22 protein-coding genes and 1 tRNA gene are annotated in these 22,926 nt (G+C 69.7%); 6 read left to right on the top strand and 17 right to left on the bottom strand.

Annotation, left to right across the window (positions count from 1 at the left end; genetic code table 11):
- Window positions 1-11: 11 nt before the first annotated feature.
- The 3 genes from HMPREF9336_RS04125 to HMPREF9336_RS04115 all read right to left on the bottom strand — a co-directional run bounded on the left by HMPREF9336_RS04125 (window position 12) and on the right by HMPREF9336_RS04115 (window position 3,607).
- Window positions 12-1,844, bottom strand: coding sequence for a hypothetical protein (locus tag HMPREF9336_RS04125; RefSeq protein WP_007469294.1), 1,833 nt, complete (start codon window positions 1,842-1,844; stop codon window positions 12-14).
- A gap of 99 nt (window positions 1,845-1,943) precedes the next feature.
- The gene (locus HMPREF9336_RS04120; protein ID WP_021030065.1) at window positions 1,944-2,774 is read right to left on the bottom strand and encodes a hypothetical protein; all 831 of its coding nucleotides are present in this window, start codon (window positions 2,772-2,774) and stop codon (window positions 1,944-1,946) included.
- A gap of 170 nt (window positions 2,775-2,944) precedes the next feature.
- Window positions 2,945-3,607 (bottom strand): JAB domain-containing protein, encoded by a 663-nt coding sequence (locus tag HMPREF9336_RS04115; protein ID WP_244431587.1) that lies wholly within the window; start codon window positions 3,605-3,607, stop codon window positions 2,945-2,947.
- A gap of 90 nt (window positions 3,608-3,697) precedes the next feature.
- On the opposite strand from HMPREF9336_RS04115, the gene HMPREF9336_RS04110 reads away from it, so the two are divergent.
- Window positions 3,698-5,482, top strand: a complete 1,785-nt coding sequence (locus HMPREF9336_RS04110; RefSeq protein WP_007469288.1) for an ABC-F family ATP-binding cassette domain-containing protein — start codon at window positions 3,698-3,700, stop codon at window positions 5,480-5,482.
- Window positions 5,483-5,492: 10 nt separating this feature from the next.
- Here HMPREF9336_RS04110 and HMPREF9336_RS04105 read toward each other — a convergent pair whose 3' ends face one another.
- From HMPREF9336_RS04105 to leuS, 3 genes are all read right to left on the bottom strand, one after another.
- The gene (locus HMPREF9336_RS04105) at window positions 5,493-5,936 is read right to left on the bottom strand and encodes a PPOX class F420-dependent oxidoreductase (RefSeq protein ID WP_007469285.1); all 444 of its coding nucleotides are present in this window, start codon (window positions 5,934-5,936) and stop codon (window positions 5,493-5,495) included.
- Between the two features lie 162 nt (window positions 5,937-6,098).
- Complete coding sequence (locus HMPREF9336_RS04100) at window positions 6,099-6,560, bottom strand: DUF6841 family protein (RefSeq protein WP_007469283.1); 462 nt, start codon at window positions 6,558-6,560, stop codon at window positions 6,099-6,101.
- A gap of 28 nt (window positions 6,561-6,588) precedes the next feature.
- Window positions 6,589-9,432: a leucine--tRNA ligase gene (leuS, locus tag HMPREF9336_RS04095; RefSeq protein ID WP_007469281.1), complete on the bottom strand. Its 2,844-nt coding sequence runs from the start codon at window positions 9,430-9,432 to the stop codon at window positions 6,589-6,591.
- A gap of 81 nt (window positions 9,433-9,513) precedes the next feature.
- Between leuS and HMPREF9336_RS04090 the strand changes: the two genes are divergently transcribed.
- Window positions 9,514-9,954: an SdpI family protein gene (locus HMPREF9336_RS04090; protein ID WP_007469279.1), complete on the top strand. Its 441-nt coding sequence runs from the start codon at window positions 9,514-9,516 to the stop codon at window positions 9,952-9,954.
- Here the strand turns inward: HMPREF9336_RS04090 and HMPREF9336_RS04085 are convergent.
- From HMPREF9336_RS04085 to HMPREF9336_RS04075, 3 genes are read right to left on the bottom strand one after another with little or no spacing between them, the layout of a single operon-like run.
- A complete protein-coding gene (locus HMPREF9336_RS04085) occupies window positions 9,951-10,337 on the bottom strand; it encodes a VOC family protein (RefSeq protein ID WP_007469277.1) in 387 nt (128 codons plus the stop codon). The genes HMPREF9336_RS04090 and HMPREF9336_RS04085 overlap by 4 nt on opposite strands.
- On the bottom strand, window positions 10,334-11,482 hold the full coding sequence (locus tag HMPREF9336_RS04080) for an NAD(P)/FAD-dependent oxidoreductase (protein WP_021030064.1): 1,149 nt from the start codon (window positions 11,480-11,482) through the stop codon (window positions 10,334-10,336). The genes HMPREF9336_RS04085 and HMPREF9336_RS04080 overlap by 4 nt, the downstream gene beginning before the upstream one ends.
- Window positions 11,460-12,443: a cation diffusion facilitator family transporter gene (locus tag HMPREF9336_RS04075; RefSeq protein ID WP_007469268.1), complete on the bottom strand. Its 984-nt coding sequence runs from the start codon at window positions 12,441-12,443 to the stop codon at window positions 11,460-11,462. Before HMPREF9336_RS04075 ends, HMPREF9336_RS04080 begins: the two co-directional genes overlap by 23 nt.
- Before the next feature lie 129 nt (window positions 12,444-12,572).
- Here HMPREF9336_RS04075 and HMPREF9336_RS04070 point away from each other — a divergent pair, with 129 nt between their 5' ends.
- Together HMPREF9336_RS04070 and HMPREF9336_RS04065 are read left to right on the top strand one after the other, a co-directional pair.
- Window positions 12,573-13,460, top strand: coding sequence for a phosphoribosylaminoimidazolesuccinocarboxamide synthase (locus HMPREF9336_RS04070; protein WP_021030063.1), 888 nt, complete (start codon window positions 12,573-12,575; stop codon window positions 13,458-13,460).
- Window positions 13,430-14,389 carry a neutral zinc metallopeptidase gene (locus tag HMPREF9336_RS04065; protein WP_169727296.1) on the top strand — a complete coding sequence of 320 codons (960 nt, stop codon included), beginning with the start codon at window positions 13,430-13,432 and terminating at the stop codon, window positions 14,387-14,389. The genes HMPREF9336_RS04070 and HMPREF9336_RS04065 overlap by 31 nt, the downstream gene beginning before the upstream one ends.
- A gap of 34 nt (window positions 14,390-14,423) precedes the next feature.
- On the opposite strand, the gene HMPREF9336_RS04060 is transcribed toward HMPREF9336_RS04065, so the two are convergent.
- Entirely contained in the window at window positions 14,424-15,212 is a 789-nt protein-coding gene (locus tag HMPREF9336_RS04060) for a hypothetical protein (protein WP_021030061.1), read from the bottom strand.
- A 140-nt stretch (window positions 15,213-15,352) separates the two neighbouring features.
- Between HMPREF9336_RS04060 and HMPREF9336_RS04055 the strand changes: the two genes are divergently transcribed.
- Window positions 15,353-15,865: a MarR family winged helix-turn-helix transcriptional regulator gene (locus HMPREF9336_RS04055; RefSeq protein WP_007469264.1), complete on the top strand. Its 513-nt coding sequence runs from the start codon at window positions 15,353-15,355 to the stop codon at window positions 15,863-15,865.
- A gap of 59 nt (window positions 15,866-15,924) precedes the next feature.
- Here the strand turns inward: HMPREF9336_RS04055 and HMPREF9336_RS04050 are convergent, their stop codons facing one another.
- From HMPREF9336_RS04050 to HMPREF9336_RS04035, 4 genes are read right to left on the bottom strand one after another with little or no spacing between them, the layout of a single operon-like run.
- Entirely contained in the window at window positions 15,925-16,764 is an 840-nt protein-coding gene (locus HMPREF9336_RS04050; RefSeq protein WP_021030060.1) for a hypothetical protein, read from the bottom strand.
- Complete coding sequence (locus HMPREF9336_RS04045; protein ID WP_007469261.1) at window positions 16,761-19,040, bottom strand: TPR repeat domain-containing protein; 2,280 nt, start codon at window positions 19,038-19,040, stop codon at window positions 16,761-16,763. Before HMPREF9336_RS04045 ends, HMPREF9336_RS04050 begins: the two co-directional genes overlap by 4 nt.
- Window positions 19,037-19,363, bottom strand: a complete 327-nt coding sequence (locus HMPREF9336_RS04040; protein WP_007469258.1) for a hypothetical protein — start codon at window positions 19,361-19,363, stop codon at window positions 19,037-19,039. The genes HMPREF9336_RS04045 and HMPREF9336_RS04040 overlap by 4 nt, the downstream gene beginning before the upstream one ends.
- A gap of 2 nt (window positions 19,364-19,365) precedes the next feature.
- Window positions 19,366-19,689, bottom strand: coding sequence for a hypothetical protein (locus tag HMPREF9336_RS04035; protein WP_007469256.1), 324 nt, complete (start codon window positions 19,687-19,689; stop codon window positions 19,366-19,368).
- 298 nt (window positions 19,690-19,987) lie between these two features.
- On the opposite strand from HMPREF9336_RS04035, the gene HMPREF9336_RS04030 reads away from it, so the two are divergent.
- Window positions 19,988-20,413, top strand: coding sequence for a hypothetical protein (locus HMPREF9336_RS04030; protein ID WP_007469253.1), 426 nt, complete (start codon window positions 19,988-19,990; stop codon window positions 20,411-20,413).
- A 320-nt stretch (window positions 20,414-20,733) separates the two neighbouring features.
- Here the strand turns inward: HMPREF9336_RS04030 and HMPREF9336_RS04025 are convergent, their stop codons facing one another.
- From HMPREF9336_RS04025 to HMPREF9336_RS04015, 3 genes are all read right to left on the bottom strand, one after another.
- Window positions 20,734-21,231 carry a TspO/MBR family protein gene (locus HMPREF9336_RS04025; protein WP_007469251.1) on the bottom strand — a complete coding sequence of 166 codons (498 nt, stop codon included), beginning with the start codon at window positions 21,229-21,231 and terminating at the stop codon, window positions 20,734-20,736.
- A 186-nt stretch (window positions 21,232-21,417) separates the two neighbouring features.
- Window positions 21,418-21,493: transfer RNA gene (locus tag HMPREF9336_RS04020), tRNA-Thr, on the bottom strand.
- A 256-nt stretch (window positions 21,494-21,749) separates the two neighbouring features.
- The gene (locus HMPREF9336_RS04015) at window positions 21,750-22,916 is read right to left on the bottom strand and encodes a DNA polymerase III subunit delta' (RefSeq protein ID WP_425277246.1); all 1,167 of its coding nucleotides are present in this window, start codon (window positions 22,914-22,916) and stop codon (window positions 21,750-21,752) included.
- Window positions 22,917-22,926 lie beyond the last annotated feature (10 nt).

Below are 22,926 nucleotides of genomic sequence, written 5' to 3'. Positions count from 1 at the left end.
CCGGCCGGGGGCTACGCGGCGGGCCACCCGCCGCCGGTGTCCGCGCCGACGTTCTCGGCGACGCTGCTGGCGAGGGAACCATATTTGGCGGCGAGCTGCTCGAAGGCCGAAATCGCCATGGCGAGGGTGGCCGTGCTCTTCTTGACCTCCCCCTCGATCTTCTGCAGCTGGCTGATGTAGAAGTCCACCACAGATTTGCCCTTCCCGTTGTCCGAGGAGCTGGCGAGCGCCTCGCATTGCACCTTGGCGTCCTTCGCCTTGGCCTCCGCGGCCTTCCCGGTGGCGATGGCCACGCCGAACAGGGTGTTCATCGCCGTCGAGACCTTCGCCAGGGAGACGCACATGAACGAGGAGGTCACCGACACGTCGTACGCCGCGTTGGAGTGCCGGGCCACGAGGTTGTCGTACATATTCGCCGCGACGCCGTACCAGTTCCCGGCGGAGCGCAGGTTCGGCATGTCCTTGGACGAAGTGCCCGAATCCCGCGCGACCGTGTCCCAGTCGCCGATCCGCGAGTCGGCTTTGCCGGGGAAGTCCTTCGCGTCGCGGACGATCGTATAGGTTCTGCCGAAATCGGCGAGGGCCGCGATGACGCTGTTCCCCGCCGCGCGGAACGCCGCCTCCTTGCCCCGTTTCTTCGCGCTCTCGGAGTTCGCGCCCTTTTCGACCGCGATCGGCAACGGGCCGCAGAGCAACTCGTCCAGAGCCCGGCCCTGCGAATCGATCTGCTCGCCGGTCGTGGTCCACCGTTTCTCGGTGACCACGCCGCCGCCCTTGCCGGTGAGCGTCCCCATGTCGACCGCGATGTCCGCCCCCGCGCTCACCCCGAGCAGCGGGCTGATCTTGTTGTCCGTGCCGAAGTGGAACTTCCCGTCGTCGCCCTTGCCGAATTTCACGCCGACCTTCGCGCCGGGGCCTGCGGTCACGCCCGCTTTGCCAGTGACCGTGATGCCGGGGAGGATGTCGGTGGCGGTGCCCTGCGCCGTGGCCTCGGCTCCCGCGAACGCGCCGATGCTCGCCTTCAGACCGTCGGTGTTGACGACGAACTCGCCCTTCGCGTTCACCCCGATGTTGCCCGAGATCTTGCCCGCGAGCTCGCCGCCGCCCCAGTTGGTCTTGCCCTCCATCGCCTTTTGGATGAGGTCGAATTGCAGCTTCTGCTCCGCGCTCATCCGGCCGAACTCTGTGCTTCCCCCGTTCTTGCTGTTCCACAGGCCTTTGCCGTCGAGGGGGTTGAGGTCGATCGTGGTCTTGCTGGAGCTCTGCAGAGTGTTGAGCGAGTTCGCCAGCGCCTGGGTGCTGTCCGGATTGGCCTTGTTCCAGCTGTCCATGTCCTTGCTGAACTGGCTGATCTTGCTGTCCAGGGCGGCGCTCGGGGTGGTGCTGCTCTTCCCGGACGGGCCGAACCTGGCGTACTCCGCCGCCGCGTCCTTCATGGTGACGCTCTTTTTAATGCTCTGCGCCCCGTCGTGGTCAGTGTTCTCGTAGGCGTTGGCGGAGTCGGTGAGCTCGGTGGACGTCTTCTCCAGCTGCGCGGGCGCGGCGGCGGAGAAGGTGGCCAGCTTGCTCGTCGCGCTGTTGTACCCCGTCGTGTACGGCACGATGAGGCTGTAGGAGTCCGTGAGCGGCAGCCCAGTGATCTTCCCCGCGATGGAGGTCCAGGTCGAGGACTGGTCGTGCCAGGACGAGGCGTAGGACCGGAGCTTGCCGACGTCGACCTTCACCTCCTCGACGTTGCCGAGGGACCGGCTGTACTGCTGTCCATACGCCACCCCGGCGGCGTCCGTGCCGTTCGGGACGGGCCAGCGCTCCGAGACGTAAAAACCTGAGGGCGGGTCACCCATCGTGCGTTCTCCTTCGTGTTGCGGTCGTGTCGCGAGTTGCGGTTCGGTCCGGTCGCCGTTGGGCGAATGGGTTCGGTCGCGCCGCGCTTCAGCGGCCGTTCACTCGTTGAGCATGGCCAAAAGCGCCGCCACGCCCTCGTTGGCGAGGTCTTCGAGCTCGTCGAGCGCGGCCTTGCGCTCTGCCTCGGGGCCGACGGGCTCCTTGGTCTTCGCGGTCTCCTCCTTCTCGCGCAGGTAGACGAGCGTCTTGGAGAACTCGTTCATGATCTGCGCCGCCGTGCGCTGCCCCGCCCAGTCCGGGTCGATCTCGCAGGCCGTCAGCATGGAGTCCTCCACCAGAAGGCGCACCTTCGCCCCTTGCGGGCCGTCTGCCTTCGGCGGGGGCGGGGGGCCTTGCCGCTCTAGCGCCTCCTCCGCCTCGTGGTAGCGCTCGACCGCCGCCGCGATATCCGCCAGGTAGTTCTCCGGCAGCCGTGGACTGCCCATCAGGTACGGCTTGAGCGCCTCCGTGTCGAATTCCGGCGTTTCCTCTGGCTCTGCCACAGGCACGTACGGACGCTCCCGCTTGGCCGCCTCGAACTGGCGGACCGTCGCGTCCTGGTAGGCCGCGAGCACCGCCGAGCCCAGCGCGTGCGGCGAGATCCTCGCCCGCCAATCCTCGGCCAGCCCTAGCCGCAGCGGCATCCGCGAGCGGGCGATCTCCATCTGCGCTTGCCCGCTCGCATCTTGGCCTATCGCGCTCTCCGGAGCCGGTTTCGACCACAGGTCCAGCTCCCAGCGCAGCTTGGCGAGGTCGACCGGCGCTTCGGCGACGGCCTCCCTTTCGGCCTCGGAGTTAGTTCCCCTGACCGATCCCGAGGCGGGCACCAACCAGCTTTGCGGCAGCTCGTTTTCGTCGTCGTCATAGTCTCGACTCGAAGCCCTTGCCATCTCTCGGCCTCCATCCATGAGGACCGGCCCGCAACGATCAGCCGAGGGCGCCCTCACAGAGATTCATACCATATAGAATCAGTAACCATCAAGTACTGGATTTCCACGGCAGGTCGGAGCCCGTGGCCTCCAGCATCGCACAACCGACGGCATAGAGCCACAGGCGGAGTTCAAAACGCCGCGCTGCGCCACTGCTCGCCCGCGACGACGATGTGGTCGAGGAAACGCAGACCGGTCGTCCAGGCGGCGTTGTGCAGCGTGTCCGTCAGCGCCCGGTCCGCCGCGCTCGGCGTGGGGTCGCCGCCGGGGTGGTTGTGCGCGACCGCGAACGAAACGCCGTCGTGACGGAGCACTGTGGCGAGGATTTCGCGCACCGGCATCGGGCACGACTTCGCCGAGCCCCTCGCGACGATCTCCGTCCGGCGCAGCCGCAGCTTGCCGTCGGCGACCAGGACGGCGACTTGCTCCACCCTCGACATCCCGAGGACCCTGCTCGCGACACGCGCGATATCGGCGGACTGGACGAGCTGCACGGCTTCGTCCGGCGCGCCCATACGCCCCGCGAGCGCGAACGAGGCCGCCAACCGCGCGGCCTTGGCCGGCCCGACGCCCGGCGTCCTCGCGAGCTCTTCGGGCAGCGCGCGGGCGAGTCCGCGCACCCCGCCCCACGCCGTCAGAAGAGCATGGGCGACATCGAGCGCGCTCGCCCTCGCATGCCCGGAGCCGAGCTGGACGGCGACCAGCTCGGCCTCGCTCAGCGCCGCGCTGCCGTGCCGCAGCAATCGTTCCCTGGGCCGGTCATGGGCCGGGATATCCCGCATCGGTGTGGTCATGGCACGAGTATGAGCTGGGCCACTGACAGCTTTCGGAGCGTTCGCTCGGCCTTCGGCCGCCCGCTTCCCCGTGATACGCTCGCAGACCTCATGGCGCACCTGCTCGGCGCGGAGTCGATCCGCCGCGAATTCCCCACGAAAGTCGTCCTCGACTCGGTGACCCTCGGCGTCTCCGAAGGAGATCGCATCGGGCTCGTCGGCCGCAACGGCGACGGCAAGTCCACGCTCATGCGCCTGCTCTCCGGCCTGGACAAACCGGACGCCGGCCGGGTCACCATGCGCAGCGGCGTCCGCGTCGGCGTGCTCGACCAGGCCGACAGCCTCGACCCGGAAGCCACCGTGCGGCGCGCCGTCGTCGGCGAAGCCCCCGAGCACGTGTGGGCCTCGGACCCCAAAATCCGCGACGTGCTCGCCGGCCTCCTGCCCGACCGGGCGCTGTGGGAGCAGCCGGTCCGCGCCCTCTCCGGCGGGCAGCGCCGCCGGGTCGGCCTCGCCGCGCTGCTCGCGGGCGACTGGGACGTCCTCATGCTGGACGAGCCGACGAACCACCTGGACCTGGAAGGGGTGACCTGGCTCGCCGAGCACGTCAAGGGCCGCTGGCCGCGCAACGCGGGCGGGCTCTTGGTCGTCACCCACGACCGCTGGTTCCTCGACGAGGTCTGCACCACCACGTGGGAAGTGCACGACCGGATCGTGGAGCCCTTCGACGGCGGCTACGCCGCCTACGTGCTCGCGCGGGTCGAGCGGGACCGGATGGCCGCAGCGAGCGAGGCGAAACGGCAGAACCTCATGCGCAAGGAGCTCGCCTGGCTGCGCCGGGGCGCCCCGGCGCGCACCAGCAAGCCGAAGTTCCGCATCGACGCGGCGAACCAGCTCATCGCGAACGAGCCCCCGCCGCGCAACACCGTCGAGCTGAAGTCCACCGCGACTTCCCGTCTCGGCAAAACCGTCGTGGACCTGCTCGATGCCTCTGTCTCCTTCGACGGCAAAGAGGTGCTGCGCGGCGTCGAGTGGCGCATCGCCCCCGGCGAGCGCACGGGGATCCTCGGGGTGAACGGGGCCGGGAAGTCCACGCTCCTCGGCCTGGTCACCGGCGACGTCGAGCCGACCGGCGGCCGAGTGGTCCGAGGCAAGACGGTCAAGATCGCGACGCTCAGCCAGAACCTCGTCGAGCTGGCCGAGCACGAGTCGGCGCGGGTGCGCGAGGTGCTCGCGGGCAAGCGCAGCTCGTATGTGATCGACGGCAAAGAGCAGTCCCCGTCGCAGCTGCTCGAACGGCTCGGGTTCTCCAGCGCCCAGCTGTCCACGCCCATCCGCGACCTCTCCGGCGGCCAGAAGCGCAGGCTCCAGCTTCTGCTCATCCTGCTGGACGAGCCCAACGTGCTCATCCTGGACGAGCCGACCAACGACCTCGACACCGACATGCTCGTGGCGCTCGAAGACCTCCTCGACAGCTGGCCTGGCACGCTGCTCGTCGTCTCGCACGACCGCTACCTGCTCGAACGGGTCACCGACCAGCAGTACGCGGTCATCGGCGGGCAGCTGCGCCATCTGCCCGGCGGCGTGGAGGAATACTTGGCGACGAGGCAGAAGCGAACCGGGGAAGCCGAGCGCGCCGCCACCTCGGGCTCCGGCCCCGCCTCGGACAAACCCTCCGGGGCGGAGCTGCGCGCGGCGCAGAAGGAACTCGCGTCCGTCGAGCGCCGGGTGGAGAAGCTCGCCGCGCAGATCGAAGCCGCGCAGCACAAGCTCGCGGCCCACGACCAAGACGATTTCCAGGGGCTCACCGCGCAGGCCGACGCGCTCCGCGCGCTCGAACGCGAGCAGGCGGAACTCGAAGAGCGCTGGATGGAGCTGCTCGAACAGCTGGAGTGACCGGCCCCCGTCAGCTCGCCGTCACGTCGAGCGAGGCCACCATTTTCGTCGGGCGCAGCCGGACGACCAGCTCGCCAGGGACCCCATTGCGCGCCCCGAACTCCTCGGCCCGCGCGGCTCCCATATACCGGGCTCCCGCCAGAGTCGCCACCCGGCGGACCTCGGCAAGGTCGTCGATCAGCTCGACAACGCCCCGCACTTGCACGAAGGCATACGGCGGCTCGGAGAGCTGGGCGATGAGCGCGATCCTCGGATCGCGCCGGAACGCTTTGCCTTTCGCCGACGTCGCGACAGTGGTGAACAGCAGCTCATCCCCTTCCACGACGAACCAGACCGGGGCCGCGAACGGCTGCCCGTCCGCCCCGGCCCACGCCACGACTCCGGTCCGGGTGCCCTCGGTCAAAAAAGCGCGCACCTCCGGCGCGAGCGTCGCTTCGGAATTCGACTCAGCCATGCTGCAACAATAGCCGGTCAAACGGCCGAGCGGGGGTCGAAGCGAAAGACGACGGCCTTCTCCGGCTGGGACTTGGGCCGGGGACGGTCAGCGCATGCGCCGACCCCGGCCTGGCCCCGAAGGCGCGCTGCGCTGAATGTCAATGGCATCGGCATTCAGTTTTCATGCCGTCCACGCCTCGGCGAGCGTCCGCGCCTCGGTCGGGGCGGTGTGCAAGGAGAAGATCCGCCAGCCCCGCGCGTCCCTGCCCAGCTCGTAGTGCGCGGCGAAACGCCCGATCTCCGAGCCGTCCGCGCGGCGGCGGGAGAAGACCGCGTCGAACCCCGCAGCGTCGGGGTGGTACGCGACGACCTTGTGGTCGAGGACGACGGTCTCGGCGAACCCCTGGCTCCGCGCCTGGGCGCGGTCGACGTCCCGATGGAAGCCGACGAGGTCTTCCGCCGTGAGGAACCATGCGGCCAAGCCAGGGGCGCTCAGCCGCATCGGGACGTTCCAGTAGTCCAAAAGCCAGTCGTCGGCAAGAGGCGCGGCCGCGCCCTCGCACGAGCCGTTCAGCGAGCCGACGTACGCCGCGAAATACTTCTCGAAGAACCACGCGGACGCTTCCTCGGCCACACTCGCCACGATGGACCCTCCTTCTGCTCGGCCCGGCTCAGAGAACGATGCTGACCATCTTGCCCGGCACGACGATGACCCGCTTGGGCTCCTTGCCCGCGAGCTGCTCCACGATCTTCGGGTCGGCGAGCGCCGCCGCGCGGATCGCGTCCTCCGCAGCGTCCGCCGCCACGACGACCGTGGCCCGGACTTTGCCCGCGACCTGCACCGGGAGCTTCACCTCGTCGTCGACGAGGAGCTTGGGATCGGCGACGGGGAACGGCTGGCGCACCAGCAGCTCCTGGTGCCCGAGCCTGCGCCACAGCTCCTCGGCCAGATGCGGGGCGAGCGGGGCGAGCATCACCACGAGCGGCTCCACCGCGGCGCGCGGAACCCCTTCGGGGCTCTGCTGGTCGGAAAGGTAACGCTTGGTCAGGTGGTTGGTGTATTCGATGAGCTTGGCCACCGCGAGGTTGAACTTCAACGCCGGGTACTCCTCGCCGACCTGGGCGATGGTGCGGTGCAGGATCCGCAGCGTCTCAGCGTCCGGGTCGGCCTCGGCCACCCGTGGCGCGCCCGCGTTCTCGGCGGCCTCGTCGTCGCCGACCACGAGGCGCCACACTCTGGCGAGGAAGCGCTGCGCGCCGACGATGTCCTTGGTGGACCAGTCCTTCGACTGGTCCAACGGCCCCATCGCCATCTCGTACACCCGCAGCGTGTCCGCGCCGTACTCGGCGCAGATCTCGTCCGGGGTGACCGAGTTCTTCAGGCTCTTGCCCATCTTGCCGAACTCGCGCTTGACCGGCTCGCCCCGCCAGAAGAACTGCCCGCCGGACTCCTCCACCTCGGCGGCGGGGACGTACGCGCCTCGGGAGTCGGTGTAGGAGGCGGCCTGGATGTACCCCTGGTTGAACAGGCGCCGGAACGGCTCGGCCGAGGACACCTCGCCCAAATCGTGGAGCACCTTGTGCCAGAACCGCGCGTAGAGCAGGTGCAGCACCGCGTGCTCGGTGCCGCCGACGTAGAGGTCCACCCCGCCAGGGTCCGCCGGGCCGTGCCGCTGGGGCTTCGGGCCGATCCAGTAGCGCTCGTTCGCCGGGTCGCAGAACGTCTCCTCGTTCTTCGGGTCAAGGTAGCGCAGGTAGTACCAGCAGCTCCCGGCCCAGTTCGGCATCACGTCCGTCTCGCGGGTGTAGGGCTTGAGCCCGTCGCCGAAGTCGAACTCGACGGTGAGCCAGGCTCCCGCCTTCTTCAGCGGCGCGGACGGGCGCGAGTCCGCGTCGTCCGGCTCGAACACGATCGGGCGGAAGTCCTCGATCTCCGGCAGAAGGACCGGCAGCTCCGCGTCGCCGAGCGGGAAGACCTGGTCGGCCTCGTCCGCGACCAGCGGGAACGGCTCGCCCCAGTAGCGTTGCCTTGCGAAGAGCCAGTCGCGCAGCTTGTACTGCAGCTGCTTGCGGCCCACCCCGCGCCGCTCCAGCTCCTGGGCCGCGACCTCTTTCGCCTCGCTCGGGGACAGCCCGTCCCAGTCCCCGGAGTTCACCAGCTTCCCATCGCCGGTGTGCGCGCCGGCCTCGACATCGCCGCCGGAGACGACCTCCGCCACCGGCAGGCCGAAGGCCTTGGCGAACTCCCAATCCCGCTGGTCGTGCCCCGGCACGGCCATGACAACGCCCGTGCCGTACCCGGCGAGGACGTAGTCCGCGACGAAAACGGGGATGCGCCCCCCGGTGATCGGGTTGACGGCGAACGCCCCGGTGAAGACGCCGGTCTTGGTCTTGCCCTCCTGGCGCTCGCGCTCGCCCCGGTTCGCGACCTTGGCCCGGTACGCGGCGACGGCCTCGGCGGGGGTCTCGGCCCCGCCGGTCCACTGCGGGCTTGTGCCCGCCGGCCACTGGTCGGGCACAAGGGCGTCGACCAGCTCGGACTCAGGCGCGGCCACCATGTAGGTGACGCCGTAGAGGGTGTCCGGGCGGGTGGTGAAGACTTCCAGCGTCTGCTCCCCGGCCTGGAACGCGACGACGGCCCCTGTGGAGCGGCCGATCCAGTTGCGCTGCATGGATTTGACCTTCTCCGGCCAGTCCAGGCGGTCGAGGTCGTCGACGAGCCGGTCGGCGTACTCGGTGATCCGCATCGTCCACTGCCGCAGGTTCTTGCGGAACACCGGGAAGTTGCCGCGCTCGGAACGCCCCTCGTCGGTGACCTCCTCGTTCGACAGCACCGTGCCAAGGCCGGGGCACCAGTTCACCACCGACTCATGCCGTCCCACCAGGCGGTAGGAGTCGACCAGCGCCCGCTGCTCCGCCTTGGTCAGCGCCTCCCAGGCGCGTCCGTCCGGGGCGCTGCGCGCGCCCGATGCGAACTCGGCCTCCAGCTCGGCGACCGGCCTCGCCCGCTTCTGGTCGCGGTCGTACCAGGCGTTGTAGATCTTCAGGAAGATCCACTGCGTCCAGCGGTAATAGTCGGGGTCGGAGGTGGCGAAACGGCGGCGCTCGTCGTGGCCGAGGCCGAGGCGGCGGATCTGGGCGAGGAAGCGCCCGATGTTGCGCTCGGTCACCGTGGCGGGGTGGATCCCGGTCTGCACCGCGTAGATCTCCGTCGGCAGGCCGAAGGAGTCGAACCCCATGGTGTGCAGGACGTTCTTCCCCGCCATCCGCTGGAACCGCGCGAGCACGTCCGTCGCGATGAAGCCCAGCGGGTGTCCGACGTGCAGCCCGTCCCCCGACGGGTACGGGAACATGTCCATGACGAAGAACGGTTCGCGCGCCGCGCCAGGGCCTTCCAGGCCGCCGACCGGGTTGTCCGCGCGGAACGCACCGAGCCGCTCCCACTCGGCCTGCCAGAACGCCTCGATCCGCCCGGCGGCGGCGTTGTCGTAGCGGGTTGCGACAGGTTCGGTCATGGGCGTAGAGCTTACTGCCTCCGCGAGCGCCCTCCGCATTGGTTTTGCGTTCGCGAGGCTGGAGAGGATTACACTCGTCGCATGCCCTCCTTCTCGGTCGCCGCCGTCGCAGCAATCTTCGTCCTGTGCGGCGGAGCCTTGCTCGCGGTGTCGTGGGCCTCATGGACGCAGAGGCTGTCCTCGAACCGGTTCGTCGGCGTGCGCACGCCCGCCACCATGCGCTCGGACGAGGCGTTCAAGCTCGGCAATAAAATCGCCGCGCCGGGCATGGCCGCGGGCGGGGCCGTCATGATCCTCACCGCGATCGGCGCGATCGCCCTGCCCGCGCCGTTGGGCTTCGCCGTCGCGGTCTTGCTGGGCTCGCTGGTCTCGCTCGTCCCCATCGGCTACGGCGCGTACGTCGGGAGCAAGGCCGCTGACCGGGTGCCTGCCGCCGCCGCGAGCGCCCCGACCTGCCCCTACTCCGCCGAGGCCTGCGGCGGCGGGGGCTGCGGCGGATCCGCCAAGATCTGCGGCGACTAAACCTCGGCCGGCTCCCGGCTTCGCACCGACCAGAGCACGCCTTCCGGGTCGGCGACCTGGAAGCGGCGCGCGCCATCCTCCCCGTCGTGCGGCGCGAGTACGCTGCGCGCCCCTGCGGCCACGGCGCGCCCGTACAGCGCGTCGGCCTCCTCCGGGGATTCGACGACGAGCGAAGCCGAGCCCCCGGCCTCGGGCAGCGCGTCCGACGCGGAGCCGACCACCACGACGCCCCGCCCCTTCCACACCAGCTCGGCGCGCAGCACCAGATCCCCCGAGCCGACCAGCGTCGCTGGAGTGAAGCCGAAAGCCCTGGCGAAGAACACGACCGCCGCCTTCGCGTCGGCGTAGACGAGGGTCGGCAGATCCACCGCGACGTCGCTCATCGCAGTCTCGCCGGGGCCAGCGCCTCTGCGGTGACGCGGTGCGCGGCGATGCGCTCGGGGATCTGCTCGCCGAGCGCGAGCGCGGCGGTCGCCTCGCCCATCGCGGGCGAGGTCTGGATGCCGTACCCGCCTTGCGCGGCGGCCCAGAAGAAACCCTCCGCGTCCGGCGCGTACCCGCCGACCAGCCCCTCGTCGGCGACGAAGGAGCGCAGGCCCGCCCAGGTGCGCGCCGGGCGGCCCACCTCGAGCGTGGTGGCCTCCTCGATCCGGTAGATCGCCAGGGCGATGTCAAGGTCCGGGGGCCGCACGTCCTGGGGCTCGACAGGGTCGGCGTTCGCCGGGGAGCCCAGCAGCATGCCCGCGTCCGGTTTGACGTAGAAGCTCATCCTGAGGTCTTTGAACATCGGCATGGCGCGGACGTCCAGGCCGCTCGGCGGGTGGAAGACGAACGCGGAACGGCGCTTGGGGACCAGCCCGATCCGCTCGACCCCGGCGAGCTGCGCGACCACGTCGGCCCAGGCCCCTGCGGCGTTGACCACCACGGGGGCCCGGTAGACCTCCTCGCCCGCCCGCGCCTCCCAGCCGGAGCCGACGCGGCCGAGCGAGGCGACCTTGCGCCCGCAGCGCACCTCGCCGCCGCGCGCCCGGATCCCCTTGAGGAAGCCGAGGTGCAGCTCGCCGACGTCGACGTCCTCGGCGTGGGTGTCGTGCACTCCGCCGAGGACGAGCTCTTCGCGCAGCACGGGGACGAGCGCGAGCACCTCCTCCTTGCCGAGGAGCTTCGCGCCTGGGACTTCGAGCAGGTCCGCGATCAGCGCCTCGTCCGTCGCGGTCGAGCCGGACTCGAACTCCTCCCCGGACAGCCTCGTGATCACCACGCCCCTCGGGGAGAGCAAAGGATGCTCGGCGAACCCTGCCGGGGGCTCGTCGAAGAAGGCCCGGCTGGCCTCCGTGAGCGCGCGCACCTGCGCGTTGCCGTACGCGGGCTCGTACATCGCCGCCGACCTGCCCGTGGTGTGGTAACCAGGCGCGTCCTCCTGTTCGAGGACGACGACTTTGCCGTGCGGCGCGAGAAAGTACCCCGTGGAAGCTCCCGCGATCCCCGCGCCGACGATCAAGAAGTCAGCTTCGACTGTGGTGCTCATGCCTACCAGTCTGCTCCATCGGAGCGGTTCCGTCTCGTTCGGAGCGGTGCACCCGGCCGTGCGCCTGCTCGCAGTGCTCCTCTCCTTCCGCGAAATGGTCCACTTGGATGGTCGTGTGGTCGACGCCGTGCTCCTCGCGCAGCAGCCGCTCCATCGCGACGCGCCGCTCGTGGCAGTCCGCCGCGTCGGTGACCAGCACATGGGCGGAGAGCGCGGCCTGGCCCGACGAGATCTCCCAAATATGCAGGTCGTGCACCTCGACCACCTCGTCCATCGCGACGAGCTGGGCTCCAATGGCGTCGGGGGAGAACCCGGTGGGAGCGGCTTCGAGGAGGATCCGCGAAGCCGCCCGCACCAGGCCCCAGCCCGAGCGGAGCATCAACGCGGCCACGACCAGCGCGGCGAGCGCGTCCGCGCGGACGAAACCGGTCAACCAGATCGCCAGTCCCGCGACCACCGTGGCGATGAAGGCGTACAAGTCGGTGAGGATGTGCTGGAACGCGCCCTCGACGTTGAGGCTTTTCCGGTTCGCCTTGCCGACGCACATCGTCGCGGCGATGTTCACCGCCACCCCGATCAGCGCCACGACGAGCACCAATTTCCCCTCGACCTGCGGAGGATGGATCAATCGGAGTATCCCCTCGTACGCGAACCAGCCGCCGAGCACCAGGAGGGTCGCCCCGTTGAGCTGCGCGGAGAGGATCTCCGCGCGGCGCAGCCCGTAGGTCATCGCCCCTTGGGCGGGGCGGGCGGCGAGGTTCATCGCCACCAGCGCGAGGATCAGCGAGGCCACGTCGGTGAGCATGTGCGCGGCGTCCGACAGCAGCGCGAGCGATCCGGCTATCAGGCCCGCGACCACTTCTCCCGCCATGAACACCAAGAGCAGCGCCAACGCCGCGAACAGCCACCGGCGGTCGCTTCCGGCCGCCAGCCCGTGGCCATGGTCGTGATCGTGCGGCATTCCCGCCTCCTCGTGATTCCTATGCGTGAACGCTTATATGCATGAATACTAATATGTCCTCGGCCCGAGCGCAACGCGGACATTCGACGGCTCAGCATGCCCGAGGACGGCCAGGTACGCTCATGACCCATGCGTCCCTCGCTCGCCGAATACCAGCACGTGCACTCCGGAAAAGTCCGCGACCTCTACGCGGTGGACGACGAGCATCTGCTGTTCGTCGCCAGCGACCGGATCTCCGCCTACGACCACGTGCTCGCGACGCCCATCCCCGACAAAGGCAGGGTGCTCACCGCGCTCTCTGGCTTCTTCTTCGAGCAGCTCGGCGCGGCGAGCCATCTCGCAGGGCCGCCGGACGACGAGCGGATTCCCGCCGAAGTCCTCGGCAGGGCGCTGGTGGTGCGCAAGCTGCGGATGGTCCCGGTGGAGTGCATCGCGCGGGGCTACTTGACCGGCTCCGGCTGGGCCGACTACCAAGCCGGCGGATCGGTCTCCGGCGTGGCGCTGCCCCCCGGCCTGGCCGAGAACGCGCGCCTTCGGCCGCCGATCTTCACCCCCACCACCAAGGCCGAGGTCGGCGAGCACGACGAGAGCATCAGCTTCGCCGAAGTCGCCGAAAAACTCGGAGCCTCCCTCGCCGAGCAATTGCGCGACGCGACGCTGCGCATCTTCAGCTCCGCCTCAGAGCTCGTCGCGGAGCGGGGTTTGACTCTGGTCGACACGAAATTCGAGTTCGGCCTTGACGACGAGGGCCGGCTCGTGCTCGCGGACGAGGCGCTCACCCCGGACTCCTCCCGGTACTGGCCCGCCGACAGCCCAGGGACGAGCCTCGACAAGCAATACGTCCGCAACTGGCTGACGAGCCCCGCCTCGGGCTGGTCGAAATCCGGCGGCCAGGAGCCGCCGCCGCTGCCCGCCGAGGTCGTCGAGGCGACAAGGCGGCGCTATATCCAGCTGTACGAACAGGTCACCGGCCTCTCGTTCGGGGAATGGCTGCCGTCTGGAGCCCCATTGGCATGAAGCGGGCGTACCGGGCGTACCACAAGCCGGAGCCAGAGCCTCCAGCCGGTTTGCGCCGCCCGGTGGTCATCTCGCTGATCGTGGTCGCCTCGGTCGTCGCGCTGTTGTCCGTCGCGGGAGCCGTCTGGCTCGCAGCGCGCGACGGGGCGGGACAGCACGGCTCCGGCCCTCGGCGCGGCCCGGTCCCGGCCGCGTCTTCGACCGCCGTCGCCGCCAGACCGCCCGCCCGCGCGCTCAAGCTTCGCGACCATCCGTTGCTGAACAACCCTGGGCTCGCCGTGCGCGGGACGGTGTGCCGCCTGCCGGAGTGGAAGCCGACCTCGTCCGACGAACAAGCCTTCCTGAAGGCCGCGCTCGGCTGCTTGAACGCGACGTGGGGACCGGTGGTCGAAGCCGCCAACCTCCCGTTCGCCGACGCGGGCCTCGCCGTCCACTACGGCCCGAGCTACGGCACCGCCTGCGTGCCCGCGCTCTCCTCGGCCTCGCTCTGCGACAGCACGATCCACATCCTGTACCCGGAGCGAGGAGCCCCCGCCCACAGCCCGGACCCCGGCTCCTCGCTCGGGCTGGTCTCCGGCTGGTACGGCGAGTACGTGCAAGCCCTCTCCGGCATCACCGCCGCGTACCGGGAGGCCAAGGCGAAGCTGCCCTCGGACTCCCCGCGACGGGGCGAGTTCGGGCGCAGGCACACGCTGCAATGGCAATGCTTCAACGGCGCTTTCATCGCCGCCGAACTGGGCCTTGGCTCCATCACGACCGAGATGTTCCAGCAAGCGCTCGCGAGCACCGCGACCTACGGGGACGCGCTCGGCGACGCGAGCATCAACGCTTCGCCGACGAGCCATCGCCGCTGGTTCCAGCGAGGAGCCGACGCGAAAAGCCTGGTGGACTGCAACACGTGGGCCGTCGCCTCCGACGAGGTCCGCTAGCGCGGCCCAGATGGGGATCGCCGTCTGGGGCAGGTCATTTCCCTTTGCGGGCGGCGTTGAACGCTTTCGCCCCCCGGAGGACCCCGTCGCCGTAGCGGGAGTCCAGCAGGTACTCGTGCACGGCCTTGTCCACCGCCGAAGCCCCTGCGGCTCCCACAGCCTCGTCCCACGGCAGCAGCAGGCCGGTCTCCGGGTCGGCGAAAGGCCGCAAATTCGCCTCGGTGAGCGCGGGCAGAGGGGAGCCTGAGGATTCTTCCAGCGCGATGAGCAGCTGGTGCTCGACCCTGCGGTCCTGCGGGATCCAGAGCGCGCGGTAGTCGTGCGGCTCCGTGTACGCGGACTGCATCATCGGAGCCGGCCCGAGCACGGAGCTGCGCAGCGCCTGCGCGGACCGGGGCGTGACGGCCCTCGCCTTGCGCTGCTCCCCGTCGTCCTCCCGCCGCCTCGGCATCGCTTTGCGCGCGACTCGCTTGATCCGACAGCGCGGCGCGCGGCGCGCTGGCTCCCGACGCGGGCCGGGCTCCGCGCGGAGCAGGTCGTCCAGGATCAGCCGCTTGCCCCGGTGCGCCTCCTGCGCGGCGAGGAAGTCGTCGCCCAGCCGGGCCAACGCCGCGTCGTACAGCCCGCCCTCGACCACCGCGGTCACCGCGCCCGCGCGGCGCATCGCGGTGGGTCGGGTTTTCTCCGGATTGGCGACCAGGCTCTTGACGTAGTAGAGCTGGAATCCGAGCGCAGCCCCGTACGCCACGGAGTTCGCGACGCGCGCCGCCTCGGGCGAAACCGCCAACGTCGAGAAGAAGCGGCGAGCGCGGGCAGGTGTCATCGCTCTATTGTGATCGCTCCTGCGGCGGCCCCGCAACCAGCGCGCAACCCGAATGCCGCCGTTCGCGCCCCAGTTAATTGCCACACTGAAACAATCTGCGGTAGACTACTCCAAATTCGATACCGGACACAGGGAAGGCGATGAGCACAGAGAGCACGGAACTCGGGTCGACGTCAGGCCTGGCCGCCGAGACGAAAGCCGCGTTCGAGCAAGAGGGGCTCGGAGTCGCTTGCGACGTGTACTACCTGCTCTTGCGGATTCTGCGCGGCATGCGCCGCGCGGGCGAGATGAACCCGCTGACCTCGAGCGGCATCTCCGCGTTGTTCGTCATCGCCCAGCACGGGCCGTTGCGCCTCGGGGACCTCGCGAACCGGGAGCGGGTCACCGCCCCGACGATGTCCCGCGTGGTCACCATTCTGGAGCAGGCCGAGCTGGTGCAGCGCGAGCCCGATCCCGGCGACGGCCGCGCCACGCTGCTCTCGGTGACCCCGGCCGGCCGCGAGTACGTCATGGGCGCCGCCTCCGAGCGGGTGCGCACGGTCGCGGAGGCGCTCTCGACGCTCAGCAGCAACGACCAGGAGCAGGTCGTGTGCTGGCTGCGCACGCTCGAATCCGCCGTGCTCAAATCCTTCCCGGAGGACGAGGCCTGCTGACCGGCCCCTTGGCTCCGCCTCGGCGCTGAAGCCCGCCTGCGGGAACGGCGGAGGGCTCCCTACCCCGGCCACCCCGGCTCGGGCGGGCTCGGCGCAAGCCAGGGCTCGTCGGGGCCGACAGTCCTCGCGCCCAGGTTCTCGACGGGGCGCGAGGGGAGCCCGGACTCGTCTTTGCAGCGCTGGGTCTGCGCGTCCTGCTCGTCGGCTTCCCGGTCGGCCAGCGCCGAGCCCGCGCGGGCTTCGGCCCGCCAGCCGTTGAACGCCGGGCCGTCCACAAGGAGCCGTTTGGCTCTCCACGCCCCGAACACATTGCCCGAGGGTGCCTGCCTGGGGCCGCGCTGCGCTGCGGCGGGGCCTCCGGCAGGCTCCGGTTTCTCGAAGTCCACCCGTTCCGCGTACATGCCAAGGCCCTGGAAGTAGCCGCCCTCCGCGCCCTCTCCTGGGCCGAGCTGGGCGGTGTGGCTGTGCTCCCAGCACACCGAGACCTCGATCCCGTCGCCCCGCTCGAGGACGGACATGATCTTCAGATAGTCCGTCCCCCGGTAGTCCGAGGTGGGGGCTCCGCGCCAGCCGAGCAGCTCGTTGGATCTCGCCGCGACCGCCAAACTCGGATACGCGCGCTCCGCGCCGGGATAGGCGGACCGCCGGTCCCGCGCGAAGACCACGAGGATCGCGGACTCCACGAGCGCGCGGGCTGGCACCGCCGCGCCGCTCGCGAGGTCCACCCCCGCAGCCGCGCTCCACACGAAGCTGTGGCGCGCGAACGCCGGGGGCGGCAGGTACTCCCCGGCAGGAGCCTCGGGCGAAGCCGCGGGATCCGGCGCGGGGCCGGGCGAGCACGCGGCGGCGAGCAGCAGGGCCGCCAGCGCGGCGGGCGCGCCCCGCTGCGCCGGGGTCATCGCCGGTGCTCCTCGTAGCTCTTGGTCTCCTTCGACTCGACTTCGGTCTCGGTCTTCTGATTCGGCAGCAAGGCGACGTCCACGCCGTGGTCCTTGAGGAATTGGATCGCCTCGTCCATGCAGGTCAAAAAGCCGGGGTCGAAACCCCGCCGCCCAGGATAGAGGCTGTGCTGGTAGTAATCGGCCAGTCCGGGCGGCAACGGCACCCCCTGCGTCTTCAGCTCCGTGACCAGGTTGTAGACGTCGGCCTGATAGGAGTGGGCGGCGCGGTAGTCCACCCTCGGATTCGTCTCCGGGGTCGCGACGCTCGGATTGATCTCCTTGTTCAGCTCGTCTTCGAGATGCTTGAGGACGAAAGAGCCAGTCTGGCCGATCGGCAGCTTGCCGAGCGCGGAGTTCGCCACCTCCTCCAATCCGCCCAGGATGCTGTCCATCCGCTTGTGGCGGGCTTCGGCCTGCTCCTTCTCGTAGCCGTAGCGGTGCCCGGCCTCCGCGTCCGCTCCCGCCTCCATCAGCCCCTGCAGCTGCATCGCCGCGATCTCGGAGGAGGTCCGCACCGGCGCGCCCGTCCGCTCGTGCTCGAGCAGCGAGTCGGCGTAGTCCTGCTGCAACGCCTGTGCGTAGATCTCGGCTTTCGCGTTGAACCGGCGGGCCGCCTGGTCGTCGGCGTCGATCACCGAGAAGAGCATGGTCCGCTGGTCTCGCTGGCCGAGACCGTCCACCAACGCGAAGCCGCGCACGTTCTCCCCGCCGTGGGGAGCCTCCCCGAACACCCCGAGATACGGGACCATCGCGTCGCCGAGCGCCCTGGCGAACTCCGGATTCGGGTTGTTCATCAGCTGCTTGTACAGGTTCGGGCCCCCGTCTGCCTCGTTCGCCCGCGTCGTCAAGTCCGCGAGCGCGGCGGCGGCCCGGCCCGCGACCGTGGCGCGCTGCTCCTCGACGGGATCGCCCTTGGCTCCGACCTCCGCGTCGCCGTGGATCCACGAGATCGCCGACGCGAGCGCCGCCCCCTTGTCCGGCCACTTGTACGTCAGCAGCCCCTCGGAGGCCTCCGCGCCCCGCTTCGAGTCCGGGTGCCCGTCGCCGTTCGCGTCCCCGGTGAGCAGGTTCGTCATGGACACATGGTCCCGGCCCGCCACCTGCAGCGCGCGCTCCAGCCTTGCCGCGTCCGCCTCGCCAGGGTTGTACCCGCCCGCCCAGTGCCCGTCGCGCATCGCCTTCGCGTACTCCGAGGTCTTCGCGAGCATGTCGTAGGTGAGCTGGCTGCCGAACATGGCTTCGGGTTTCGCCCCGCCGAGCACCGTGGCCAGATCGTCCAAATCCGCCGCCGTGCGCGCGTCCATCCGCTGGGGAGCCCGCAACGACTGGTTCGGCACGTCCCTGCCGCCCCGCGACCCGTCCGAGAACACCGTCCTCGGCGAAGTGCCCGCGAGGATCATGCCAGAAAGCGCCCCGTCGCGGTCGAGCGCCTGGCACAGCGGGGCCCGCCCCGCGCGCGCCGGGCTCGTGTACTGGCGCAGCAGCGCGTCCCGGTCGACGATCCCCAGGAACGTCTTCATGTACGCCGACTGCTCGGGGGACAAGGGCGGACGGGTGTCTCTGCCCTCGAGGACGGCCTGGGTCTGCGCCGAGGTGAGCCCGTGCGCCTCCAAATCGGCCTCGATCCGCTGCCGCTCCGCCTCGGAGAGGTCGCCCCGGTTGATCGCGTTCGCGTCGTCCCTCGCCCGCCGCGCGGCGGCCTGCGCCGTCTCGGCGAGCACCACGCTCGAACTCGTGCCCTCGCCGAGTGCCTTGAGCTGCCCAGCCATCCGCCGCAACCAGTACGCCGCCGTCTCGTCGTACGTCGCGTACTCCATCAACGCCTCGTGGATCGCCTGCACGTAGTGGTCGTGGTCGGCGGCCTTGTCCGCCGGACCCTCCACGTCGCCGTTGTCGTGGACGGCGAACCCGTGCTCCTTCGCCTCCTCGACCAGGTTCCTCACCTTGGCTTGCAACGCGGCCAGCTCGCCGCCCCACTGCCCGAGGTTCGCCGCGATCTGGTCGAACTGCTGGAGCTGCTCCCTCGCCGAGAGATGCTCGCCCATCGCCCGCACCAGCCGCGCCTCCTCGCCGTCCCCCCTCAGGTGCTCGGCGGCCTCCTGCGCGATCTTGCCGAGCCGGCCCAGCTCCCGCACGCCCTCGATCCCCGTGTGCAGCCTTTGCGACGCGTCCGCCAAAGAATGCGGGTCGCTCGCGTCCACCATCGATATCGTCGGCAGGTTCGCCATGCTCATCGCCCCTGTTCGAGCTGGTCTTGGATCTGCTGGAGCGAAGCCGCCGCGGCCTGCTCCACCCGCAGGTAGTCCTCGGCGTCGTTGACGCACACGTCCCCGAACGCCATGATGCGGTCGGCTTGCGCCCGCACCGCCGCCTGCGCCGAAGCCTTGGCTTCGTCCGCCGCCGAGGCCAGCTGGAAGCCCGGCATCCGGATCGCGTCGAACGCCTCCCAGATATGCCCTCCCATCTCGAGGACTCCCGAATAGCCGAACCCTATCCGGCGGAACTGCTCCCCCATCCCTTTGAGCACGTCGAAATCGACTCTCAGATCATCGCCCATCGCTATCGCCTTCCTTGCTCGCGCCGGCCCGGCTCATCGGGCCCGCTCTTGTCCTGCCGGCCCGCCGGATCGGGCCTCGCCTCCCGTTCGGCCACCACGACCACCCCTACCCCCGGAGCCCAGCGCTTGGTGAGGATCTTCGGAGCCTCTCGGCGTTTGCGCTCCGCCGCGTCGCCCTCGCGCCGCTCCTCGGCCTCCTGCTCGGCGGCGAGCTGCTCCGGCGAGATCCACCTGCCGTCCCGGCGGACCACCCGTTCGACCGTCTCGGGCTCCTGGTCGTCCTCGTAATAGCCGTAACGCTTGCTGTCGTCGCTCCAACCGCTCACGCCGAGGCTCCTTTCTGCCGCATCGCTCTACAGAGTGAGACGCAGGAAGGCCGCATGGAGTTCCCGAAAGCAAAAATCTGCCCACATGTTCGATATACTGCCGACTTTCCGCTCCAACAGCACCCGAAACGGGGGCGTCGCATAGGATCGCGGGCGGGCGAAGCCGCCTGCGCCCCGCGAAAGGTTGTGCCGCTTTGCCGCTGGGCGCGGTGCCGCCGTCCTCATCCTCCGCACAAGAGCGCACAGGCGCGAAGCCATGCGGCGCACAAATGCATTCCGAGTATGTGAAAGGTCCACTATGCGATACGAGCCGGTCATTCCAATTGTCGCCGTCGCGAGCCTCGTCGCGACCCAGGCCGCGTTCGCAGACCCTGCCTCCGATTCCGCCGAGGCCCAGGCCATCCAGCGACTCGCCTCCGCCGACATCCAGAAACAACTCGGCAAGCCCGCCGAGCTCCGCGTTCAAGCTCTCCACAGCTCGGGCGAGTGGGCGTTCGTCTTCGCGACAATGATCAAGCCCGACGGGCAAGACTTCGACTACGACGGCACCGAGTGGGCCGCAGCAGCAGAGCACGGAGGGAAATCCACCAGATACGCCGGACTGTTCCACAACGTCGGCGGGACATGGCAGTTGACCGCGAGCGCCGTTGGCCCGACTGATACCGCATGGACCCCATGGAGCAGCCAATACGGCGCCCCCTCCGAGATTTTCCAGACGAACTAAACACGGAGCTAAATACGGAAGGAAGACGCTCCGGGCGGCTTGTCCTTCCTGGTTCCGCCCTCCGATTGCGCCGAGGGGCCAGGCCTGGGCACAACTGTGTTCTTCGGCCGGGCCAAGGAGCCGTGGCGCGTTCGCCCCTCGCGTGTTCGAAGGAGAAGCAAAGCGTCCCGCGCACGCCCCGGCCTCCTCGCAGCCCGGCCCATCCCGCGCCTTCTACGACCGCGAACGCGCCGAAAAGATGATCCGCCCCAGCCCTGCTCGCCCTCGCCGTCGAGAAACCAGCCTTCGCGGCGACCGGCGCTGGAACGTCCAGTGCGATCTCAGCGGTTGCGCCGCCAGATATCGAAATTCAACGCGCTCGCGAAACTCACCCACGCCAGGTACGGCACGAGCAGCGCCCCTGCCGTCCTGTCCCTGCGCCAGAACAACATCCCGGTCCTATTGATGGCCAGCCACAACGCGCCGATATCCGCCAAAGCCGCTCCCCTCTTGCGAGCGCCGAAGAACAGAGGGCTCCACAAGGCGTTCAGCGCCAGCTGGACCCCGTACCAGGCCAACGGCTCCTTTCGCCCCTCAGGGCCGCCGCGCCAAACACGCCACGCCGCCGTGCCCATCATCGCGTACAAGGCCGTCCACGCCGGCCCGAACACCCAACCAGGAGGCGACCACGAAGGACGGCTCAGCTCCTGATAATCCTCACGCGTCGACACGCTCGCAGCCGAACCGACCGCAGCCACCGCCGCAGTCAACCCCAGCGAAACCCCCAACCCCCTCGCGTCCTTGGCCGACAGTCCTCTCACAACGCTGACAAGGCTCATACGCACACTCTACATAAAACCCAGCTCGGCAAGCAGATTGAAAGCCCTTGCCCGCCGCCGCGCGGAACCACGAGCGCCCAAGGGCGAGGCGGGCGGCGCAGACGCGGGCCGTGTCCAAGATGTGCCCACGGCCGCCAACCGGATATTTTCGCGATCTTGACCTATAGCCTGCGGCCAGGCATTTCATGGAGCCGCTTAGGAGAATCGAACTCCTGACCTATTCATTACGAGTGAATCGCTCTACCGACTGAGCTAAAGCGGCCTGCTGCTGGAGCGCGTGGCGCTCCAGCAGCAGAGGATCTTACCGAAGATCCGCGGTTCCGGCAAAATTAATGCTGGCAGCCGCCGCAGGCGCACGTCGAGCTGGTGCAAGCGCAGCTCGGGCCGCACTGGCAGTTCTCGCACTGGCAATTCGGGTTGTTGGGGTTTCCAGACATGTTCATCTCCTTATATATTCGCTGAAGCTCAGCTCCGACACCCATACTAGCATACCCCCTCAGGGTATGCCAAGGGTTGATTCAGGCGAGCGCGGAGACCAGTGCGGTGAGGGCGACTTTCGGCTTCACGTTCGCCGCGATGGCCTCGCGCGCGCCGAGGACGGCCTCCATCGCGCCGAGCAGCTCCCGCTCCTCGCGCCGCTCCGCGAGATCGCGGACCTGGTCGGCGACGTCCGGGCACAGGGCGGGGATCCGCGCGCCCCAGCGCTGTGCGAGCGCGTCGCGGTAGTACGCCAGCAAATCTACGAGCACCCCGTCGAGCGCGTCCCGCTCCACCCTGGTCGCGCGCAGTTTCTGCTTGCGCTCGAGCTCTTTGATCGCGCCCTGGGCGGCACGGGCCGCTTTGCCGGGGCCGTCGACGCCGAGCTGCTCTTTCAGTTCCGCGAGTTCCTTGGCTTCGAGCTCCGCGCAGCGGGCCGAGGCCTCGGCCGAGGCCTGGCTCGCCAGCCGCACCGACGCGTCATAGCGCTGGCGGATGTCGAGCAGGGCGAGCGGCAGGGCCAAGGTCGCGGCCCGCCGGTCCCGCGCGGCCTCGTCCATCGCCAGCCGTCGGGCGCGCCCGACGTGCCCCGCGCTCACCGACGCGGCCCACTGCGCCATCGGCTCGGCCACGCCGTCCCGCTCCACCAGCACTTTCGCCACCTGTTCCGGGCTTGGCGCGCCGAGCGACACCAGGCGGCACCGCGAACGCAGCGTCACCGCGATGTCCTGGGGGTCCACCGACGGGGCGCACAGCAGGAACACCGCGCGGGAGGCGGGCTCCTCCACCGCCTTGAGCAGCGCGTTCGCGGCGGACTCGGTGAGCCGGTCGGCGTCCTCCACCACGAGGATCCGCCAATGGGACGCGGGCAGGCGCGCCGCCCAGCCGATGGCCTCGCGGATCTCCGCCACCGAGATGGACAGGCCCTGCGGGTTGAGTTTGCGCACGTCGGGATGCGACCCCGCGAGCGCGGAGCGACAGGCGCGGCACACGCCGCAGCCTGGTTCGGGCGCCTCGCACTGCAAGGCGGCGGCGAACGCGAGGGCGGACACCGAGCGGCCGGACCCCGGCGGGCCGACGAACAGCCACGACTGCGCGAAACTCGCGCCCTCCCCCGGCTCGACAACGCCGAGGAGCGCAGTTCGCCCAGCACCCGGTCGGAGGCCAGCACGTGCTCGTAGACGCCCATGGCGGCTAGTGTAGGGCAACAGACGGCGG

Source organism: Segniliparus rugosus ATCC BAA-974 (assembly GCF_000185725.2).
Lineage (GTDB): Bacteria > Actinomycetota > Actinomycetes > Mycobacteriales > Mycobacteriaceae > Segniliparus > Segniliparus rugosus.
Note: the sequence above shows the minus strand (reverse complement) of the source record. Positions and strands in the feature narration are given on the sequence as shown.

Bases quoted from the DNA above. Each gene is read 5' to 3' on its own strand.
- HMPREF9336_RS04125 (WP_007469294.1), bottom strand. From the start codon at position 1,844: ATGGGTGACCCGCCCTCAGGTTTTTACGTCTCGGAGCGCTGGCCCGTC.
- HMPREF9336_RS04120 (WP_021030065.1), bottom strand. From the start codon at position 2,774: ATGGCAAGGGCTTCGAGTCGAGACTATGACGACGACGAAAACGAGCTG.
- HMPREF9336_RS04115 (WP_244431587.1), bottom strand. From the start codon at position 3,607: ATGACCACACCGATGCGGGATATCCCGGCCCATGACCGGCCCAGGGAA.
- HMPREF9336_RS04110 (WP_007469288.1), top strand. From the start codon at position 3,698: ATGGCGCACCTGCTCGGCGCGGAGTCGATCCGCCGCGAATTCCCCACG.
- HMPREF9336_RS04105 (WP_007469285.1), bottom strand. From the start codon at position 5,936: ATGGCTGAGTCGAATTCCGAAGCGACGCTCGCGCCGGAGGTGCGCGCT.
- leuS (WP_007469281.1), bottom strand. From the start codon at position 9,432: ATGACCGAACCTGTCGCAACCCGCTACGACAACGCCGCCGCCGGGCGG.
- HMPREF9336_RS04090 (WP_007469279.1), top strand. From the start codon at position 9,514: ATGCCCTCCTTCTCGGTCGCCGCCGTCGCAGCAATCTTCGTCCTGTGC.
- HMPREF9336_RS04085 (WP_007469277.1), bottom strand. From the start codon at position 10,337: ATGAGCGACGTCGCGGTGGATCTGCCGACCCTCGTCTACGCCGACGCG.
- HMPREF9336_RS04080 (WP_021030064.1), bottom strand. From the start codon at position 11,482: ATGAGCACCACAGTCGAAGCTGACTTCTTGATCGTCGGCGCGGGGATC.
- HMPREF9336_RS04075 (WP_007469268.1), bottom strand. From the start codon at position 12,443: ATGCCGCACGATCACGACCATGGCCACGGGCTGGCGGCCGGAAGCGAC.
- HMPREF9336_RS04070 (WP_021030063.1), top strand. From the start codon at position 12,573: ATGCGTCCCTCGCTCGCCGAATACCAGCACGTGCACTCCGGAAAAGTC.
- HMPREF9336_RS04065 (WP_169727296.1), top strand. From the start codon at position 13,430: ATGGCTGCCGTCTGGAGCCCCATTGGCATGAAGCGGGCGTACCGGGCG.
- HMPREF9336_RS04060 (WP_021030061.1), bottom strand. From the start codon at position 15,212: ATGACACCTGCCCGCGCTCGCCGCTTCTTCTCGACGTTGGCGGTTTCG.
- HMPREF9336_RS04055 (WP_007469264.1), top strand. From the start codon at position 15,353: ATGAGCACAGAGAGCACGGAACTCGGGTCGACGTCAGGCCTGGCCGCC.
- HMPREF9336_RS04050 (WP_021030060.1), bottom strand. From the start codon at position 16,764: ATGACCCCGGCGCAGCGGGGCGCGCCCGCCGCGCTGGCGGCCCTGCTG.
- HMPREF9336_RS04045 (WP_007469261.1), bottom strand. From the start codon at position 19,040: ATGAGCATGGCGAACCTGCCGACGATATCGATGGTGGACGCGAGCGAC.
- HMPREF9336_RS04040 (WP_007469258.1), bottom strand. From the start codon at position 19,363: ATGGGCGATGATCTGAGAGTCGATTTCGACGTGCTCAAAGGGATGGGG.
- HMPREF9336_RS04030 (WP_007469253.1), top strand. From the start codon at position 19,988: ATGCGATACGAGCCGGTCATTCCAATTGTCGCCGTCGCGAGCCTCGTC.
- HMPREF9336_RS04025 (WP_007469251.1), bottom strand. From the start codon at position 21,231: ATGAGCCTTGTCAGCGTTGTGAGAGGACTGTCGGCCAAGGACGCGAGG.